Genomic DNA, 16,574 nt, shown 5'->3' with positions numbered 1-16,574 from the left:
CGCTCACGTGCACGCATCCCCTGGCGACACCGACCACCACCTGGCGCTCGGCGCGACCCGGGCCACCGTCTCGGAGTACGCCGCCAGCCTGCGAGCACTCACCGTGGACGGCATCGACCTGGTGCAGCGGCCCGCAGGCGACGGCCCGCCCGCGCTGTACGCCAGCGCGGTCCTGGTGCCGTGGCCGAACCGCGTCGACGGAGGCCGCTGGAGCTTGCACGGGGTCGAACAGCAGCTGGAGCTGACCGAGCCGGCAGCGGGCAACGCCGTGCACGGGCTGCTGGCCGCGACCCGCTACTCCCGGACCGCCGGCGACGAGCACGCCGTCACCCTGGGTGCTCCGGTCACCCCGCAGCCGGGCTACCCGTTCCACCTCGACACCTCCGTCGCCTACGTGCTGGAGCCCGACGGCGTCGTCGTCCGGCACACCATCGTCAACCGCGGCGCCCACCCCGCGCCGGTGGCGATCGGCACCCACCCGTACCTGCGGGTGGGCACGGCACCGGTCGCCGAGCTGACGGTGACCGTGCCGGCGGCGCGGGCGATCGAGCTGGACGAGCGGTACATGCCGACCGGCACCGTCGACGTCGCCGGCACCGTGCACGACCTGAGCGACGGCGTCCTCGTCGGCCCCGGCGGCCGGCACGGCTGCTGGACCGGCCTCGACGTCGTCGACGGGCGCGCCACCAGCACGCTGCGCGCACCGGACGGCACCGTCGTCGAGCTGTGGCAGGAGCCCGACTTCGGCTACGTCCAGCTGTGGGTCACCGACAGCTTCCCCGGCGCCGACGGGGTGACGACGGCGGTCGCGGTCGAACCGATGACCGCGCCGCCCAACGCGCTGCGCAGCGGCGAGGCGCTGCGCTGGCTGGAGCCGGGCGAGACCTGGACGACGGCGTGGGGCATCCGGCTGCGCCGATGACCGGGTTGGGACGACGACCGTGCGGTGGTGCCAGGATCACGAGAAGATCGCATCGGCGTGGCTTGGCACGCATCGTCGGTCGACAATTGGGGCAGATCGCCGCGCTCAAGCGATGATTTGGCGTGCCAGGGCGCAGACCGAACGGGTTCGGATCGGTGTGATGTCGATGGCCGGCGTCGACCGTGATGGCGGCGGACGCGCACTGGCTCCGGTTTCGGGTCCTGGGCGTGGGCTTGGTCATCGAGGTCGGGTGGCGCTGCCTGGGTCATGCCGCGGCGTGGAGACACCCAGGTGAGGCGTCGCCGTCGTCGGGCCCGTTCCAGTCGCTCGGCGGATCGGGTCGGAGTGCCTCGAATGATCACGTTCAGCAGGATCCCCCGAGCCTCACCATGATTGCGAGCATGGTGTGACACGAGACTTCGTGCTGAACGTGATCATCCCGGGGCTGTTCTGACGCAGGAGAAGGGGCCATAAAGGCCGGCGGCGGCCAGACGACGTGGGAAGTAGGGGCGGATGCCCGAGTGGGCAGCGTCATCGTCAAGACAACGGCGATGAGTTCCCCGAACCCGGTGGGTCTACCCTGCGAACACGGCAGCGGACGAGGAGAGTGGCCATGGGTGCCGAGGAGCGCGACGGGGTCGACCTGACCAACCTGGACCAGCCGCTGTTCGACGGCGCCGACGCCACCAAGCGCGACCTCGTCGACTACCTCGACGCGGTGAGCGGGCGCATCCTGCCCGAGCTGGCCGGCCGGCCGCTGACCGTCCTGCGGGTGCGTCCGGGGCAGCAGCCGTTCATGCAGAAGAACGTGCCGAAATACGCGCCGTCGTGGATCCGGACGGTGTCGGTGTGGGCACAGACCTCGAAGCGGGAGGTCGCCTACGCGCTGTGCGACGACCGCCGCACCCTGCTGTGGTTCGCCAACCAGCGCGCCGTCGAGTACCACCCGACCCTGGTCACCGCGGAGCACTGGGACTGGGTCACGCACCTGATCCTCGACCTCGACCCGCCGGAGGGCGGACCGTTCGCCGATGTCGTCGCTGCCGCCCACCTGGTGCGACGGGCGCTGGAGAACGACGGGCTGGCCGGGATCGTCAAGACCAGCGGCGCCAAGGGCGTGCACGTGTTCGTCCCGCTCGCGCCGCAGTCGCACGAGGACGTCGCCGCCGCCACCCGGGCGCTGGCCGCGCGCGCCGAGCGGCTGGACCCGGGCCTGGCCACGACGGCGTACATCAAGCAGGACCGCGGCGGGAAGGTGTTCCTCGACTCCACCCGCTCCGGCGGCGCGACGGTGGTGGCCGCCTACAGTCCGCGGGCGCGGCCCGGCGTCACCGTGTCGTTCCCGGTCGCGTGGGACGACCTGGACTCCGTCACACCCGCCGACTTCACCATCCGCACCGTGCCGGCCCTGCTCGGCGACAGCGACCCGTGGGCGGCGCGGATGCCCGAGCCGCAGACTCTGCCGGCCGACCTGGTCGCCGAGGGCCACACGATCCCCGTCGCGCGCGTCCAGGCGATGCACGAGGGCAAACGCCGAGCCCGCGAGCGCCGTGGCTGACGGGCGCTGCGTCCGACGGGCGTCGCCGTGGTAGGCTCTTCTGCGGTTGCATGGTGATTTCTGGCACGTACTCTGAACGCCCGCGGATCAACTTCCGGCGGGCGTTCTCGCTACGTGGCCAAAAGAACATCGGTGTCCGGCTGTGGGATGACGAGCACCGGGCAATCCGGATCGGTGATAGACCGATCCGACCTCTCCATCCCCACAGAAGGAGCAAGACATGGCACAGGGAACTGTGAAGTGGTTCAACGGCGAGAAGGGCTTCGGCTTCATCGCACAGGACGGCGGCGGCGCGGACGTGTTCGTGCACTACTCGGCCATCGCGGCCGAGGGCTACCGCTCGCTGGACGAGAACCAGCGCGTGGAGTTCGACGTCACGCAGGGCCAGAAGGGCCCGCAGGCGGAGAACGTCCGCCCCCTCTGATCGTCGTCAGTCGAAGCGGCCGCACCGTCACCGGTGCGGCCGTTTTCGTCGTCAATGAGCCCGACGCCTCAGGACACCGACTGACCACTCATGATCTGCTCGCGCAGCGGCCAGTGGGACCAGTACGCGCCCTTGTAGCCCAGCTCGGTCAGCCGCAGCAGGAACGGGTTGTCGGCATAGTTGTTGTCCTCGGGCGTGAGGCCGGGCGCCGTCGGCAGCATGACGCGGTGCCGGTCCTCGAGCGGCACCCAGTCCCAGAGCAGCTCCAGGCTCGTCAGCCAGCGGTCGCCGGGACCCATCGGCGTGCGGCCCTCGGGCAGGTCGGGGGAGAAGAAGTAGACCGGGCGCAGCTCGCCGTGCTCGTCGAACATGAACTGCCGCTCGTACTCGACCCGGCTGTCGCACACGGCCAGCGGCTTGAGCAGGATCGGCGACGTCGCGGTGTTGGACTGCACCCCCGGCACCGTGCGCTCGCCGCCGCTGCGGGCGGCCAGGTCACGCCCGAGCGGGGAGTACGGGAAGGCGCGGATGCCCAGCGTGTAGCCGACGACGGTGGCGTCCAGCTCGAGCAGCCCTTCGACGCAGGCGCGCATCGTCTCCGCCGTCTCGCCGGGCATTCCCAGCAGCGCCTCGACCATGGTGAGCATCCCGTGGCGACGGGCCAGCTCGCACAGCCGGCCGACGTCGTCGTAGGTGTAGAACCGGGTGCCCTTGGCGGTGATCTTCCAGCCGTCGAGCACCTCGTCGCGGACGTGATCGGGCGCGACGTTGATGCCGGCGCAGCCCGCCTCGGCCAGCAGCTCGGCGTACTCCTCGTCGAACGGCGCGGGCTGGACGTAGATCCACAGGTGCAACCGGTGCAGCGGCGAGGACAGGTCGGACCGCTTGCGGCGGACGATCTCGCGCAGCACCGCCTTGCTGTGCGCGATGTTGAGATTGAACTCGCTGTCGGTCGTGTGCAGGTGGTGCACGCCCTGCCCGGTCAGCAGCTCGATCTCGTCGACGACGGCGGTCTCGGCGCGGCGGGCGAACTGCGTGCCTTTCGCGTCCGGCTCGACGCAGTGCGCGCAGGCGAACGTGCAGCCGTTCTTGGTGAGGATGTTGCCCAGCCCGCCCCTGCGGTAGTAGGCGAGGTTGTCCACCTTGCCCGGCGTCCCGGAGCGCCGCACGTACGCCGTCGTCCGGTTCACCAGAGCCGCCCGGCCGACCGAGACCTGCCGGCTGACGTGCGGCACCTGGCGCACCCGCCCGGCGCGGTCGTTGACGATCAGGCCGGGGACGTCGTCGACCGGCTTGCCCTGCTCGAGGGCCAAGGCCAGCTCGACGACGGTGACCTCGCCGGGTCCCTTGACCCCGAAGTCGATGCCGAAATAGTCGACCAGCGCGAACGGCATCGACGAGAAGCCGACCCCGCCGGCCACGACGGGTGCCGTCGTGCGGCGCCGGATCTCCCGGATGATGTCGCGGTGCGAGTCCAGGAAGACCCGCTGCTCCTGCGGGTAGATCGTGTCGGTGTTGCGGATCGTGACGCCGACGAGCAGCGGGTCGCGCCGCTCGAGGTAGTCGACGAGGACGGAGCGCCAGCGTTCGCGGTCCAGCGTGAGGTCGACCACCTCCACGTCGAAGCCGGCGGCCTCCAGCGACGTCGTCAGGACGTCCAGTGCGTACGGCGTGATCGGCGGATGGACCAGATTTGGGTTGACCAGGGTGACGATCTTGCTCACGTTTCCAGACTCGCAGCCGGAGCAGCTCCTGTGCAGGGGCCAAGATCGCTGGTGCCGTCATCACGCGAGCTGGGAGGGTCGCGGTCGCAGGGCGGATGTCACGCCGTGGTGTAATCGGCCCCCGCGTCCACGATGCGGTCCGGCGGAGCTCTCTGGTTACCGGCCCTCCTCGCCGGCAGTGGCGGCTGCGAGCGCCGGCGTGGCCAGGCCGCGGAAGGTGGCGGTGCCGGGAGCCGCGTCGTGGCGTCGGCCGTCGGGCAGGTGGACCTCGGCCGTGGTGCCCGGTGGGACCGTGACATCGAGGGTGAACCGGTCGCCGTCGAGGTGCCAGGCGGACTCGATGCGCCCATATGGGGAGTCGTGGGTGGCGCGAGCGGTGGTGAGGCCGCCGCCGGGCCGCGGCGCGATGCGGAACCGCCGGTAGGCGGGGTGGTCGTTGAGGAGTTGGATGCCCGCGACGTAGCGGTGCAGGAACGAGACGACCGCGCCCTTGCTGTAGTGGTTGAGGGAGAGAGTGGATGTGCCGTGCTCGTCGATGCCGTTCCAGGCCTCCCAGATGGTCGTGGCGCCACGGTCGATCATGGTCAGCCAGGAGGGCTCAGTGTCCTGGAACAGCAGCTCGTAGGCGACGTCGAGGTGACCGGTATCGGCGAGGACCGGCAGCAGGTACGGCGTGGCGAGGAAGCCAGTGCCGAGATGCGTGCCGGCGTCGCGGATCAGCTCGACCAGCCGGCCCGCGACCTGGGCGCGTAGGTCGTCGGGCACCAGGCCGAAGGCGAGTGCACGGACGTGGGCGGCCTGCGTGTCGGTCGCCAGGGTTCCGTCCGGGCGGAGGAACTCCTCCTGCCAGGCCCAGCGGGTGAAGCCGGCGAGGTCGGCGTAGCGGCACACGCCGGGGACGTCGCCCAGGACGGCGGCGATCTGCCCGAGGAGGTCGGCGGAGTGATGGAGATAGGCGGTCGCGAGGTCGCCGTGATCAGCGGCGGCACGCTTGGCCATGTCCATCTCGTGCTCGCCCGGCTCCAGCCACTCGCCGAAGTGGAAGCCGGTGTCCCACAGGTATCTCTCGTGTGGTCCGGGGGTGGGCCGGGTCGCTGCCCGGTCGGGGTGACGGCGGTCCTTGGCGGCCGTGGCGGCGTACTCGACCCAGGCGGTCATGGACGGCCACTGCTCCTTTAGCAGCCGGACGTCGCCGTAGGCGCGGTAGATCTCCCAGGGCACGATGACCGCCGCGTCGGCCCACCCGGCTGCTCCCGGTGGGACGGGGTTGTCGGTCAGGTCGGTCGGCACCGAGTTTGGGGCGAGGTGTTCGACGGTGCCGTCGGGGCGCTGGTCGGCGGCGAGGTCGCGCAGCCACTTGGTGGAGAAGCCGGCGACGTCGTAGAGGAACGCCGCGGTGGGCACGAAGATCTGCCAGTCACCGGTCCAGCCGGCGCGTTCCCGGGTCGGGCAGTCGGTGGGGATGTCGCAGGCGTTGCCGCGGAAGCTCCACACCGCCGCCTCGTGCAGTCTGTTGATCCGTACGTCGCTGCACTCGAACGATCCCGTGCGCCGCAGGTCCGTGTGCACCACCACACCGGTCACGTCGTCGGCCGTCAGGTCGTCGGGATGGCCCTCGACGCGCACGTACTGGAACCCGTGCGTGGTGTGGCGGGGCTCGAACACCTCACCGTCTGTCCCCGCCGCGGTCACCCGGTCGACCTGGAGGGACCGCTTGATCATGGACATGTCCCACGGCCATGCGTCGATGCCGGGCACGTCGTCGGCGTCCGGGGAAAGGGTGTCCAGCGTGACGTCGCCGCTGGCATCGAGGGCTTCGCCGTGGGTGAGGCTGAGTGTGGTGCCGGCCGGGCCGAGGCTGGTCACCCGGACCCAGCCGTTGAGGTTCTGGCCGAGATCGATGACCTGCCGGTCCGGCGCCGGGCGGGTGACAGCGACCGGACGCAGCTCCTGGACGCGGCGCACGGGCGGCGACGGCGACCAGCACAACCGGGTGAGGTCGTGATCGACGACGGTGACGGGGGACCAACCTTCGAGCACGGCATCGGCCGAGTGCCATCCCGCGGGATCGCGGCGCAGATCGACGACCTGGCCCTCGACCAGGTCAGCCGCCACGATCGATCCGGTGGTGGACAGCCAGTCCGGTCCGGTGCCGACCCGACGCAGCGTGCCGTCCGGACGAAGGACGTCGAGCTGGGCAAGTAGCGCGAGCGTGTCCCCATAGGAGCGGATGTGTCGAAACCCACTGGTCTGGCCGCGGAACCAGCCGTCGGACAACACTGCGCCGAGCACGTTCTCGCCCGCCCGCAGCAGCGGCGCGACGTCGAACGTCTGCACCTGTAGGCGCGACCGGTAGCTGGTGAATCCGGGCGTCAGCTCCAGATCGCCGACGCGGTCTCCGTTGACGAAGAACTCGTAGATTCCGTGCGCCGTCACGTACAGCCGGGCGCGCTCCACCGCGTCGTCCAGGGTGAACTTGCCGCGAAACAGGTGGGCCGGGTGCACCACTTGAGCGCGCACGCGGTCGGGCTCGGCCGGCTCCACCCACCGGGCCACCCAGTCGGCCGGGTCGAGCAGCCCCATCTCCCACCAGGACGGCTCCGCCCAGTCGCTCTCGCCCGCATCGGTCCACACCCGGACCGTCCATTCGACCCGCTCGCCGGACGCCAGGTCCGGCCCGTCGTACGGCACCAGGATCGACTGGTCCGACTCCACTCTGCCGGAATCCCACCTACCGGCCCGGAGCTGGTACGCCACCTGTTCACGTGTTCCCTCGGGCAGTCGCCACGACATTCGCGGCCGCCGGACATGGATGCCCAACGCCTCGTCGACATGCTCCACTCGCAGGCGGATCGGTTGGTTCACGGCGGCTCCTCGCGCTCTGGGCTGAATCACGATCCGGGTAGCGACGGCATGACTGACCGACCGACGAGTCGGCGGAGTTTTGTTTAGTGCAACATCAGTTTCGAATTGATTGTGCCGTGTTGGCGAAGACGAGGCAACCGCCGGACACACGCACGAGGCGATGCCCGCAGGCCGATCACGGCGAGCGTGGGCCATTTCGCAAAGTGGACAAGATCGTTCGCAGGCCGTCCTGGCGCGGCGAAAGCGTTGTCACGACGCTGAGGGACGGGGGGCTCAGCCAGTGGACGACGGAGTGATGCGGTGGACCAGGAGCCTGTGGGGGAGGTCATCCGGCGGGCCCGCGCCGTCCTCGGCTACAGCCAGTACGGCTTCGCCGACGAGCTGGTGCGCGTGTCCGGGAACGGCTCGCTGACCCGCGACGAAGTGGCGCGGTGGGAACGGGGGAAGCGGATTCCCGGACCCTACTGGCGCCAGTGGCTCAGCCGGGTCCTCCAGGTCCCGGCCGGCGAGCTGGCCGCGGCCGCGAAGGTCACTCGTGACGCGCGGTCAGGCGCCGACCGGCGGGTCACGCAACCGGTGTGAGCGCCGGCGCGAGCACCGCGCTGAAGTGCCGCAGCGTGTCGGCCTGTTCCACGATCCGGTAGCCGGGGATCTCCGCGGCTTTCGCGACCACCCCTGCCGCCACCTCGACGACGTACTCGAGGTGGCTCTTCGTGTACACGCGCCGCGGCAGCGCCAGCCGCACCAGCTCCCGGGGCGCGGGCAGGTCGGGTCCGCCGCCGGGATCGCGCCGGCCGAACACCAGCGTCCCGAGCTCCGACACCCGCACCGCGCCGGCCAGGTACAGCTCGTTGGCCAGCGCGGTGGCCGGCAGCTGGTGCGTCGGGACGTGGGGGAGCAAGGCGGCCGCGTCGACGTAGACGGCGTGACAGCCGGTCGGCAACAGCACCGGAAGCCCGGCGTCGAGGAGCTGCTCGCCGAACCAGCGCGTGCTCTGGGCGCGGTAGCGCAGGTACGCCGGGTCGGTGACCTCCTGCAGGCCCTGGGCCAGCGCGTCGAGGTCGCGGCCGGCCAGCCCGCCGTAGGTCGGGAACCCCTCGACCGCGATCAGCTGGTCGCGGCAGCGGCGGGCGAGCTCGGCGTCGCGCAGTGCGATCATCCCGCCGATGTTGCCGACCCCGTCCTTCTTGAGGCTCGCCCAGCACCCGTCGGCCAGTGAGAACGTCAGGTGGGCGACCTCACGCGGGCTGTAGTGGGCGTGGTCGGGGTCGCGCTCGGTGATCAGGTAGGCGTTCTCGGCGAAGCGGGACGCGTCCAGCAGCAGGGGCACGTCGAAGGCGTTGCAGAGTGCCCGCGCGCCGGCGACGTTGGCCATCGAGACCGGCTGGCCGCCGCCGGCGTTGTTGGTGACGGTCAGGACGACGCAGCGGACGTGGGCGCCGTCCTGACCGTCCAGCAGGGCATGCAGGGCGTCGAGATCGATGTCGCCGCCGAACGACGTCGAGGTCGATGTGTCGACCGGGAGGTCGATCGCCGTCGCACCGGTCGCCGCCACGCTTGCCCGGGTGGTGTCGAAGTGTGTGTTGGAGACGGATATGTCGCCGGGTCGCAGTAGCGAGCCGAGCAGGATGCGCTCCGCCGCGCGGCCCTGGTGGACGGGGATGACCTCGTCGTACCCGGTGAGGTGGCGCACGACCGCCTCGAACCGCTCGAACGACGTGGCGCCGGCGTACGACTCGTCGCCGGACAGCAGCGCCGACCACTGCGCGGCCGACATCGCGTTCGTGCCCGAGTCGGTCAGCAGGTCGATGGTGATGGCGCGGGCGGGTACCCGGAACAGGTTGTACCCGGCGTTGGCCAGCGCCGTGCGCCGCTGGTCCGGCGTCGGGAACGGGATCGGCTCGACGGCCTTGATCCGAAACGGTTCCATGTACACGGGCACCGGAGTGGCCCCTTTCCATCCGGGCGACGTTCTTGGGTGGTTCCCAGTGGTTGCGACTCGATGTCATCAAGTCTGTGGGAACGGCCTCGTCGCAGGTAGGGGCCAATTTCGACGCCTGAACGATCTTGTGACATACGGCCTCGATCTGTGACATCGATCAGGCGTGACGCAGCCGTGGGAAAGCGTTATCGTTTGGGCCACCTTGCCCGACCTGGGCCATTTGGGGGACACCGTGGAGCTCCCCCGCCGGCCGAGGTGTGTCGTGGTCCGCGCGCTCGAGGTCGGGAGTATCCGCAGGGGGAACGTCATGACGACGCCGCCATTGCAGCGTTATGAGCTGTTTCACACCAAGGACCTCGACCACGCGCGGGAGCTGGTCGGGCAGGTGTTCGTCCCGCATCGGCTGGACCTCGTCGGCGGGTCGACACGGTTCGATGCGCGCATGCACACCAAACGCCTGGGCCGCGTGGCGGCGAACTACGTGACCTACGGTGGTGCTGTACTGATCGAGCCCGGTGAGCTGGGCTCGTTCTTCGTCGTGCAGGTTCCGCTGGCAGGCCACAGCATGATCAACTACGGAGGTGAGATGGTTGTTTCGACGCCGGAGGTCGCCACGGTGATCTCGCCCACGGTGCCACTGAGCATGCGGTGGTCGGAGGACTGCGCCAAGCTCATCCTCCGGCTGGAGCGCCCGGCCGTGGAGGCGCACCTGCGCGATCTGATCGGCGCCCCGCTGCCCGAGCCCGTGCGGTTCGAGGCCGGTATGGACATCAGCACGGGTTTCGGCCGCAGCTGGGTCGGCTACTTTCGCACGCTCGTCGAGGAGCTGGACCGGACCGACGGCAGTATGATCAACAACCGGCTGGCGGCGGCCGAGTTCGAGGACTGGCTGATGACGACGCTGCTGCTGGCGCAGCCGCACAACTACTCGCACCTGCTGGACGAGTCGGAGCAGTCGTCGGTGCCGAACCGCGCGGTAACCCTTGTCCGGGAGTTGATCGAGAATCATCCTGAATGGGAGCACACCGTCAGGAGTCTCGCCGGTGCGGCCGGGGTGAGCGTGCGCGCCGTGCAGCTCGGCTTCCGCCAGCACCTCGGCACCACACCGCGTGAGTACCTCACCAGCATCCGCATGCAGCGTGCTCATGACGAGCTCCGTGCCGCGCAGCGCGACACCACCACCGTCAGCCGGGTCGTCGCAAAGTGGGGCCTGGGCCACCCGGGCCGTTTCGCCGCGGTCTATCGCAAGCGCTACGGTGAGCTGCCGTCGCGGACCTTGGACAGGTGACCTGATGATCTCGCTGCCGCTCGACCAGTTCCCCGTGCTCAACTCGGGGAACCTCGACGACGTGCGGGCGAAGATCTGGCAGGCCATGGGCGAACACCCGATCGAGCTCGTGGACCCGACCGCGACGCTGCGTGCGAGGATCAACGGTCGCCTCATCGACCGGATCTCCGCCAGCTACCTGGAGTTCGGGGCTGCCGTCCGCACTGAGCCCGGCGAGATCGCGTTCTACCTGATGCAGCTCGTGGTCAAGGGGACCTACCACGTCCGGCAGGACGACGAAGAGGTTACGGCTGGCGCGGGAGACGTCGTCGTGTTGTCACCGGACCGGCATCTGACGACATGGTGGTCGGCGGACTGCGGTGTGGTGGCCTACCAGATCCGTGCCCCGCACCTGATCGGGCACCTCGGTGCGCTGCTGGAGCGGCCGGTGACCGAGCCGCTGCGGTTCGACCTGGTGCTGGATGGACGCAGCGGCCCCGGCGGCACCCTGAACAGGGAGCTCCTGCGGCCGTTGGCGCGTCAGCTGAACTACGAAGAGAGCGTGGTCAACGAACCGGCCCGGGCACGGCAGCTCGAGGACATGCTGCTCTCCGCGCTGTTGCGCTCCCAGCCGAACACCTACTCGGAGGTCCTGGAGCGAGAGCTCGGCTGGCCTCGCCCGTGAACTCAGGCTGATGCTCAGGTTCAGGCGAAGAGGTCGAGGTCCAGCGAAAGGTCTCTCGCCGTCTTCAGCAGCGCTTCGAGGGCGGGTATAGCCGCGGCGACGTCCTCGGCGGTGACTCGGTTGTCGCGTCCGTTGGGGAAGTTCAGCGTGAGCTGACGCTGACGCAGCAACTCGACATGGCCGAACTGGGGTCCGAACTGGGCGATGACACACTGGCTGGCGGCGTCGGCGTTGCTACCGGCCGCTGGACGCAGGCCCTGTGCTGCCAGCAGCCCAGAGGCGACCATGTTCGCGGCCTGGCAGACCAGGACGAAAGCCGATCCGGCGGAGTCCGGAGCCACCTCCTCGGCCGCGGCGAGATGGTTCATCGCCGCGTCGAAGTAGGGCCGGCCGTCGGCCTCCGGTCCGCTGAAGAGCTCGAGCTGCCCGCTGCCGATCATCCGCGAGACGACGTCGACGCCGGGCCGCCAGGCGTCCCCGATGGGCGCTGTCGGTTCGTCCAGGGGTGCGATGCGCACGATCGGCAGGCCGCTACGCTGCCGGGGGACCGCGCCACTCGCCGTTCGGTGATGCTGTGACGCGGTGTGGTCGGCGATCGCCGCGATGGTGAAGTGCACCGGGCGGTGGAGGCGGCGCTGAGCCCTGGTGGCAGCGGCGTGTAGCGCATCCTGATCGGGTGTGGCGTTCGGCCGCGGCGTGAGCCGCACCTGGATGGCCTCGGGCTCGGGCCCGATGATGCCCGCGAAACGCTCGGCCCAGGTGCCGACCAGGGCGATGCGGCCGATGGCGGCGACCCGGCTGAACTCCTCACCGATGATCTGTGGCACGCCGTAGGTGACGCGGATGAGCTCGGTGAGCGGCCCAAGCGTTGGCTTGTCGGTCGCGGCCCGCATCAGCCGGATGGCGCCGTCGTGGCGGGTGACCAGGATGCCGGCGTCCTCCAGCAGCTTGGCCTCCTTGGACACCGACGCCAGTGAGCCGCCGGCGTGGTCGGCCAGCTCGGTGAGGCTGAACGCCCGGTGCGGGTTGAGCAGGGTGGCGGCCAGGATGCCGGCCTGGACTCTGGAGCGGAAGACCGGGAGCAGAGCGGGGGTGCCCTGTTGGCGCCGGGTGGTCACTCGTCGCGGGCTCGGCGTGGTGACGACGGCTTGGCCGAGACGGTTCTGCCGGCGGGCGGCGACGGCACCGGCGTCCAGACGCTCCGGCGGCACGTGCAGGACGACTGACAGCCACTGCCGCCACTCCCGACGAGGGATCTGCCGGCCGCGTTCCCACCGGGCGACCCTGTCGCGGCCCATGGTCGGCTTGCCGGAGATGGTCGCGAGCTGATCGGCGAGGGCGTACTGGCTCAGGTGCAGCCGTTGCCGGGCTGACCTGATGAGCTGGCCGATCGGTAGGTCGACGTTTTCCTGAACTTCGGGATTCATTCTTCGCCACACCTCGTTTCGGTGCCGTCGCTCCGGGGATACGCGACGGGTTGCCACCGGAGACGGTACGGCGGAATCAGCCACGTGGTCGGTGCATTTTGCGACAAGACTTGTCCACTTCACGAATCTGGCGCCTACTGGGCGCAAGGGCACCGGTCGATGGAAACTCGCCCCCTGGCTGAAGACTCCATGCGTCATCAGAGTGATATGCGTGCCGCCGCGTATGGAGTGTGGGATGGGCGAACGGAACATACACCTCGACGACATGCTCGCCACTCTCGGATCGTCCGTCCGGGAGTGCCTGACGATCATCGACAAGCACGGCGTGGCGACGGTCTTCGTCGTGGACGAATCAGGCCGGCTGGCGGGCGTCGTAGGGGAGCGGGAGATCAGAAAAGCCCTGGTAGGAGGCGCCGAGCTGGACGACGCGGTGGCCGCCTTCGTGGACCCGCCGACCGCCACGTCGACACCGCGCGATGGCCGCGCGGAGGTCCTGGACGTGATGCGCGCGTTGAGAGTCGGTGAGGTGCCGATCGTCGACGGCGAAGGTCGCATTGTCGGTGTGCACCGCGATTCCGAAATAGTCGGTTCGTTTCCGTTGGAGAATTGGGCCGTGGTCATGGCAGGTGGCCGCGGAACCCGTCTCGCACCGCTGACCGACGATATTCCGAAGCCCATGTTGCCCGTGGCGGGTCGGCCCATTCTGGAGCGGATCGTGCTGCATCTGGTCGGTTCCGGGATCCGGCGGCTCTTCTTGTCGGTGAACTATTTGGGAAGTCTCGTTGAGCAGTACTTCGGTGACGGATCTAAGTATGGCTGCGACATCGAGTACCTGCGAGAGACCCCCGATCGTCCTCTCGGGACGGGCGGAGCACTGGGCCTCCTGGGCGACCTCGGGGAGACCCCGGCAGCCCCGGTACTCGTCATGAACGGCGACCTCGTCACCGCGTTCCCCGTTACTGAGCTCCTGGCCGCCCACGCAGAGAGCGGAGCCGTGGCGACGATCGCGACGAGCACCTATGAGCACCAGGTGCCGTTCGGTGTCCTGGAGTCCCGGTCCGGGCGGCTAATGCGGATCGTCGAAAAGCCGCGGCCCTCCTGGCCCGTGAACGCCGGCATCTACGTGGTGTCGCCGATGCTGCTGGGGCGGGTGCCGCGAGGTGAGATGTACCCAATCACCAACTTGTTCGAGCACTGCCTGTCCCGCGGCGAGGCGGTGGGTCTGTGGCCCATACGCGACCAGTGGCAAGACATCGGCCGCCCTCACGAGCTCGCCCAGGCGAGGGGGATTGGTGAGCGCACGCGTTAAGCCTCGACCCACGCCCGTGTGGTGAGGAGTCTTGGTCGACGACATCTCCTATCGGAGGTGTGCCCCACATGCCGACCCGACAGAGCCGAGGATCAACATCCTTAACCGCAACAGCCGCCACCTAACAAGTGGCCTTGAGAATTAGCCCCCTGGCCATCCCAGGTTGTTCACCGGAAAGGTTGAGACTCACGTACCGCGAAGCAGACACCATTCGACGACACCTCGAACGTGGTGAACGCGTTATGAGCCGAGGTCAGAGGAGGAACCGATCATGACCGGACGGGGCGAAGCACATGACGTGGAGGTCGAACTCGTCGGCTGTACGGGCATAGGCCCGCGCATCGCAGTCGATCGATCCGCCGTCGTCGAGGGCCGGCTGAAAATTCTATTCGGGGCGGGCTACGAGCACTTCGACCTTCACCACTTCATTGAGCGCAACGGTGAGTCCGTCCCTGTCTTCGTCTGGACCGACCGCACCTGGATCGCCGAGTAGCCGGGTCACAAACGGGGGGGTCTCGAGCTGTCGGCGACGCCGGCTGAGCCTGGTCTTTGCGCACGCTCGTGCAAGGCCAGGACCCGACGCGCCTGCCGGATCATCGCGATGTCAAGAAAGCTGCCATCTGGCAGTGTCGACGTACCGTGCCCGCGGGCGCTCGCAGCGGCCACCGTGTCCAGGACTTGACGCGCACGCTGGATCTCGCCGGACATCGGTGCGAAGGCCATCTCGATGACTGGTAGCTGCCGAGGATGTATCGCCGCGCGGCCGACGAACCCCCAGTCTCGCGCGCGTGACGTGGACTCCGCCAGCCCTTCGACGTCATCGATGTTCGGGTAGACAGCCGCGTTGGGTGGAGGCAAGCCCGCAGCGCGAGCGGCCACGATGACTCGCTGCCGGCACCACGCGAGGCCGTCGTCGCTTGTGACACCAAGATCGGCGCTCAAGTCGACCTCGCCGAGGCCGATCGACGCTACCCCGGGTACGGCAGCGATCTCACCGAGCGCCTCTATTCCAGCGGCAGTCTCGACCAGGACATGCACCGGGCGATCACCGACGATTCGCTGGGCCGATTCGACCTCGGTGGGGGAGGACACCATGGGCAGTTGAACGCCAACCTCTGCCGGAAGAGGTGCGATCGCCTCGAGGTCCGGTACACCCCAGACGGTGCTCAATGCATTCACACGAACTTCCAGAGGCCGCCCCTCGGAGGCGGCGAGCAGGTCTGGTATCGACCGCCTGGCACCGTGCTTGGCTGACGTCGTGACAGCGTCCTCCAGGTCGAGGATGACCACGTCGGCAGAGCTGGCGAAGGCCTTGCGTGCACGGTCAGGGCGGTCCGCGGGAACATAGAGCCTGGTCAACACGATGCCCCCGACCGTCATGCCGCGCCACCCCTCCACGAGGTCTGTCGTGTTCGGGATCAGCCTATGGCACCATGCATAAAAGGGCGATCTCTTAGAGTGAAACAACCCCTGGCGGTCGTGCCTGGAACCGCCCCCTGGTCTGGCACCATTGAGGCCAGCAGTATTCGTGGCGACGGGCCAAGCTGGCAGCAGAACGCTGCGGCGTACCACGGGTGAACCTGGACGATCCGATGAAGACAGACGCGCACCGCGAGACTCATCCGAACTGGCAATCGTTGGCTCAGGCACCCGCACTGCTTGCCGTGCCCGGCCATCGCCCTGAACGCTTCGAGAAGGCTGCACGCAGCGGTGCGGACTGGATCATGTTGGATCTCGAGGATGCTGTTGGTCCAGGGCTGAAGTCCATGGCCCGTGCGAACGTCGAGCGCTGGTTGGCCTCTGGCGGCGAAGGTATCGTGCGGATCAACTCGGTCGACACGCCGTGGCATGACGACGATGTCGCCGCCTTGAGTACCTGGCGAAGCGCCGTGATCTTGCCGAAGGTTTCTCACCAGTCACAGGTCTCGCACGTGCTACGGCGGCTGTCGCCGGGATCGTGCATCCTGCCGCTGCTCGAGGTCTCCGCTGGGATCCTCGCTGCACGCGAGGTCTGCTCGGTGCCCGGCGTCATTCGCGCGGTGTTCGGCAACATCGACCTCGCGAGCGAGCTCGGAATCGATCATGCGGACAAGTCCGCTCTGGTTCACGCACGTTCCGAGGTCGTGCTCGCCTCGGCGGCGGCAGGAATCGCTCCTCCGATCGACGGGATCACGACAACGATCGCTGATGAGGACGCCGTGGTCTCCGATGCCAGGCATGCCGCCGCCATCGGCTTCACCGGGAAACTCTGCGTACACCCCCGTCAGGTCGCCGCGGTTCAAGCGGTTTTCGCGCCCTCCGCAGAAGAGCTCAAGCGGGCGGAGAAAATTGTGTCCGCATCAAAAGACGGATCGGTCGCCGTTCTCGATGGCGAACTCATTGGAAAACCGATCATCGACCGTGCGAGACGAATGCTGGCTTATCCAGGCAGCGCCCGTAACGTCGACTAGT

The 16,574-nt window shown here is 68.9% G+C and carries 14 protein-coding genes; 9 read left to right on the top strand and 5 right to left on the bottom strand.

The genetic code is table 11. The features are described 5' to 3' along the window. The first annotated feature begins 7 nt into the window (after window positions 1-7). The 3 genes from E1269_RS11115 to E1269_RS11105 all read left to right on the top strand — a co-directional run bounded on the left by E1269_RS11115 (window position 8) and on the right by E1269_RS11105 (window position 2,904). Window positions 8-922, top strand: coding sequence for an aldose 1-epimerase family protein (locus E1269_RS11115; RefSeq protein ID WP_162606352.1), 915 nt, complete (start codon window positions 8-10; stop codon window positions 920-922). 613 nt (window positions 923-1,535) lie between these two features. Further along, entirely contained in the window at window positions 1,536-2,480 is a 945-nt protein-coding gene (locus E1269_RS11110) for a DNA polymerase domain-containing protein (RefSeq protein ID WP_131894365.1), read from the top strand. Between the two features lie 220 nt (window positions 2,481-2,700). After that, entirely contained in the window at window positions 2,701-2,904 is a 204-nt protein-coding gene (locus E1269_RS11105; RefSeq protein ID WP_131894363.1) for a cold-shock protein, read from the top strand. Between the two features lie 68 nt (window positions 2,905-2,972). Here E1269_RS11105 and tsrT read toward each other — a convergent pair whose 3' ends face one another. Beyond that, window positions 2,973-4,628 (bottom strand): tryptophan 2-C-methyltransferase, encoded by a 1,656-nt coding sequence (tsrT, locus tag E1269_RS11100; protein ID WP_131894361.1) that lies wholly within the window; start codon window positions 4,626-4,628, stop codon window positions 2,973-2,975. Window positions 4,629-4,784: 156 nt separating this feature from the next. Continuing rightward, the gene (locus E1269_RS11095) at window positions 4,785-7,493 is read right to left on the bottom strand and encodes a family 78 glycoside hydrolase catalytic domain (protein ID WP_203433343.1); all 2,709 of its coding nucleotides are present in this window, start codon (window positions 7,491-7,493) and stop codon (window positions 4,785-4,787) included. 300 nt (window positions 7,494-7,793) lie between these two features. On the opposite strand from E1269_RS11095, the gene E1269_RS11090 reads away from it, so the two are divergent. Further along, window positions 7,794-8,075: a helix-turn-helix domain-containing protein gene (locus E1269_RS11090; RefSeq protein ID WP_131894359.1), complete on the top strand. Its 282-nt coding sequence runs from the start codon at window positions 7,794-7,796 to the stop codon at window positions 8,073-8,075. Here E1269_RS11090 and E1269_RS11085 read toward each other — a convergent pair. Further along, window positions 8,059-9,423, bottom strand: coding sequence for a tryptophanase (locus E1269_RS11085; protein ID WP_131894357.1), 1,365 nt, complete (start codon window positions 9,421-9,423; stop codon window positions 8,059-8,061). The genes E1269_RS11090 and E1269_RS11085 overlap by 17 nt on opposite strands. Window positions 9,424-9,742: 319 nt before the next feature. On the opposite strand from E1269_RS11085, the gene E1269_RS11080 reads away from it, so the two are divergent. Both E1269_RS11080 and E1269_RS11075 read left to right on the top strand, forming a co-directional pair. Then, window positions 9,743-10,723, top strand: a complete 981-nt coding sequence (locus tag E1269_RS11080) for an AraC family transcriptional regulator (protein ID WP_131894355.1) — start codon at window positions 9,743-9,745, stop codon at window positions 10,721-10,723. 4 nt (window positions 10,724-10,727) lie between these two features. Then, on the top strand, window positions 10,728-11,387 hold the full coding sequence (locus E1269_RS11075) for a cupin domain-containing protein (RefSeq protein ID WP_131894353.1): 660 nt from the start codon (window positions 10,728-10,730) through the stop codon (window positions 11,385-11,387). Between the two features lie 20 nt (window positions 11,388-11,407). Here the strand turns inward: E1269_RS11075 and E1269_RS11070 are convergent, their stop codons facing one another. Further along, window positions 11,408-12,814, bottom strand: a complete 1,407-nt coding sequence (locus E1269_RS11070) for a transcriptional regulator (RefSeq protein WP_131894351.1) — start codon at window positions 12,812-12,814, stop codon at window positions 11,408-11,410. Between the two features lie 235 nt (window positions 12,815-13,049). Between E1269_RS11070 and E1269_RS11065 the strand changes: the two genes are divergently transcribed. Next, window positions 13,050-14,123 (top strand): sugar phosphate nucleotidyltransferase, encoded by a 1,074-nt coding sequence (locus tag E1269_RS11065; RefSeq protein ID WP_162606351.1) that lies wholly within the window; start codon window positions 13,050-13,052, stop codon window positions 14,121-14,123. Between the two features lie 271 nt (window positions 14,124-14,394). Next, window positions 14,395-14,616 carry a DUF5988 family protein gene (locus tag E1269_RS11060; RefSeq protein WP_131894347.1) on the top strand — a complete coding sequence of 74 codons (222 nt, stop codon included), beginning with the start codon at window positions 14,395-14,397 and terminating at the stop codon, window positions 14,614-14,616. A gap of 5 nt (window positions 14,617-14,621) precedes the next feature. Here E1269_RS11060 and E1269_RS11055 read toward each other — a convergent pair whose 3' ends face one another. Next, complete coding sequence (locus E1269_RS11055) at window positions 14,622-15,503, bottom strand: HpcH/HpaI aldolase/citrate lyase family protein (protein WP_131894345.1); 882 nt, start codon at window positions 15,501-15,503, stop codon at window positions 14,622-14,624. A gap of 194 nt (window positions 15,504-15,697) precedes the next feature. Between E1269_RS11055 and E1269_RS11050 the strand changes: the two genes are divergently transcribed. After that, on the top strand, window positions 15,698-16,573 hold the full coding sequence (locus E1269_RS11050) for an HpcH/HpaI aldolase/citrate lyase family protein (protein ID WP_239000858.1): 876 nt from the start codon (window positions 15,698-15,700) through the stop codon (window positions 16,571-16,573). Window position 16,574: the final 1 nt, after the last annotated feature.

The organism is Jiangella asiatica (assembly GCF_004349065.1).
Taxonomy (GTDB): Bacteria; Actinomycetota; Actinomycetes; order Jiangellales; family Jiangellaceae; genus Jiangella; species Jiangella asiatica.
Note: the sequence above shows the minus strand (reverse complement) of the source record. Positions and strands in the feature narration are given on the sequence as shown.

Coding starts and splice junctions, on each gene's coding strand:
- E1269_RS11110 (WP_131894365.1), top strand. CDS start 1,536: ATGGGTGCCGAGGAGCGCGACGGGGTCGACCTGACCAACCTGGACCAG.
- E1269_RS11105 (WP_131894363.1), top strand. CDS start 2,701: ATGGCACAGGGAACTGTGAAGTGGTTCAACGGCGAGAAGGGCTTCGGC.
- E1269_RS11085 (WP_131894357.1), bottom strand. CDS start 9,423: ATGGAACCGTTTCGGATCAAGGCCGTCGAGCCGATCCCGTTCCCGACG.
- E1269_RS11080 (WP_131894355.1), top strand. CDS start 9,743: ATGACGACGCCGCCATTGCAGCGTTATGAGCTGTTTCACACCAAGGAC.
- E1269_RS11075 (WP_131894353.1), top strand. CDS start 10,728: ATGATCTCGCTGCCGCTCGACCAGTTCCCCGTGCTCAACTCGGGGAAC.
- E1269_RS11070 (WP_131894351.1), bottom strand. CDS start 12,814: ATGAATCCCGAAGTTCAGGAAAACGTCGACCTACCGATCGGCCAGCTC.
- E1269_RS11065 (WP_162606351.1), top strand. CDS start 13,050: ATGGGCGAACGGAACATACACCTCGACGACATGCTCGCCACTCTCGGA.
- E1269_RS11060 (WP_131894347.1), top strand. CDS start 14,395: ATGACCGGACGGGGCGAAGCACATGACGTGGAGGTCGAACTCGTCGGC.
- E1269_RS11055 (WP_131894345.1), bottom strand. CDS start 15,503: ATGACGGTCGGGGGCATCGTGTTGACCAGGCTCTATGTTCCCGCGGAC.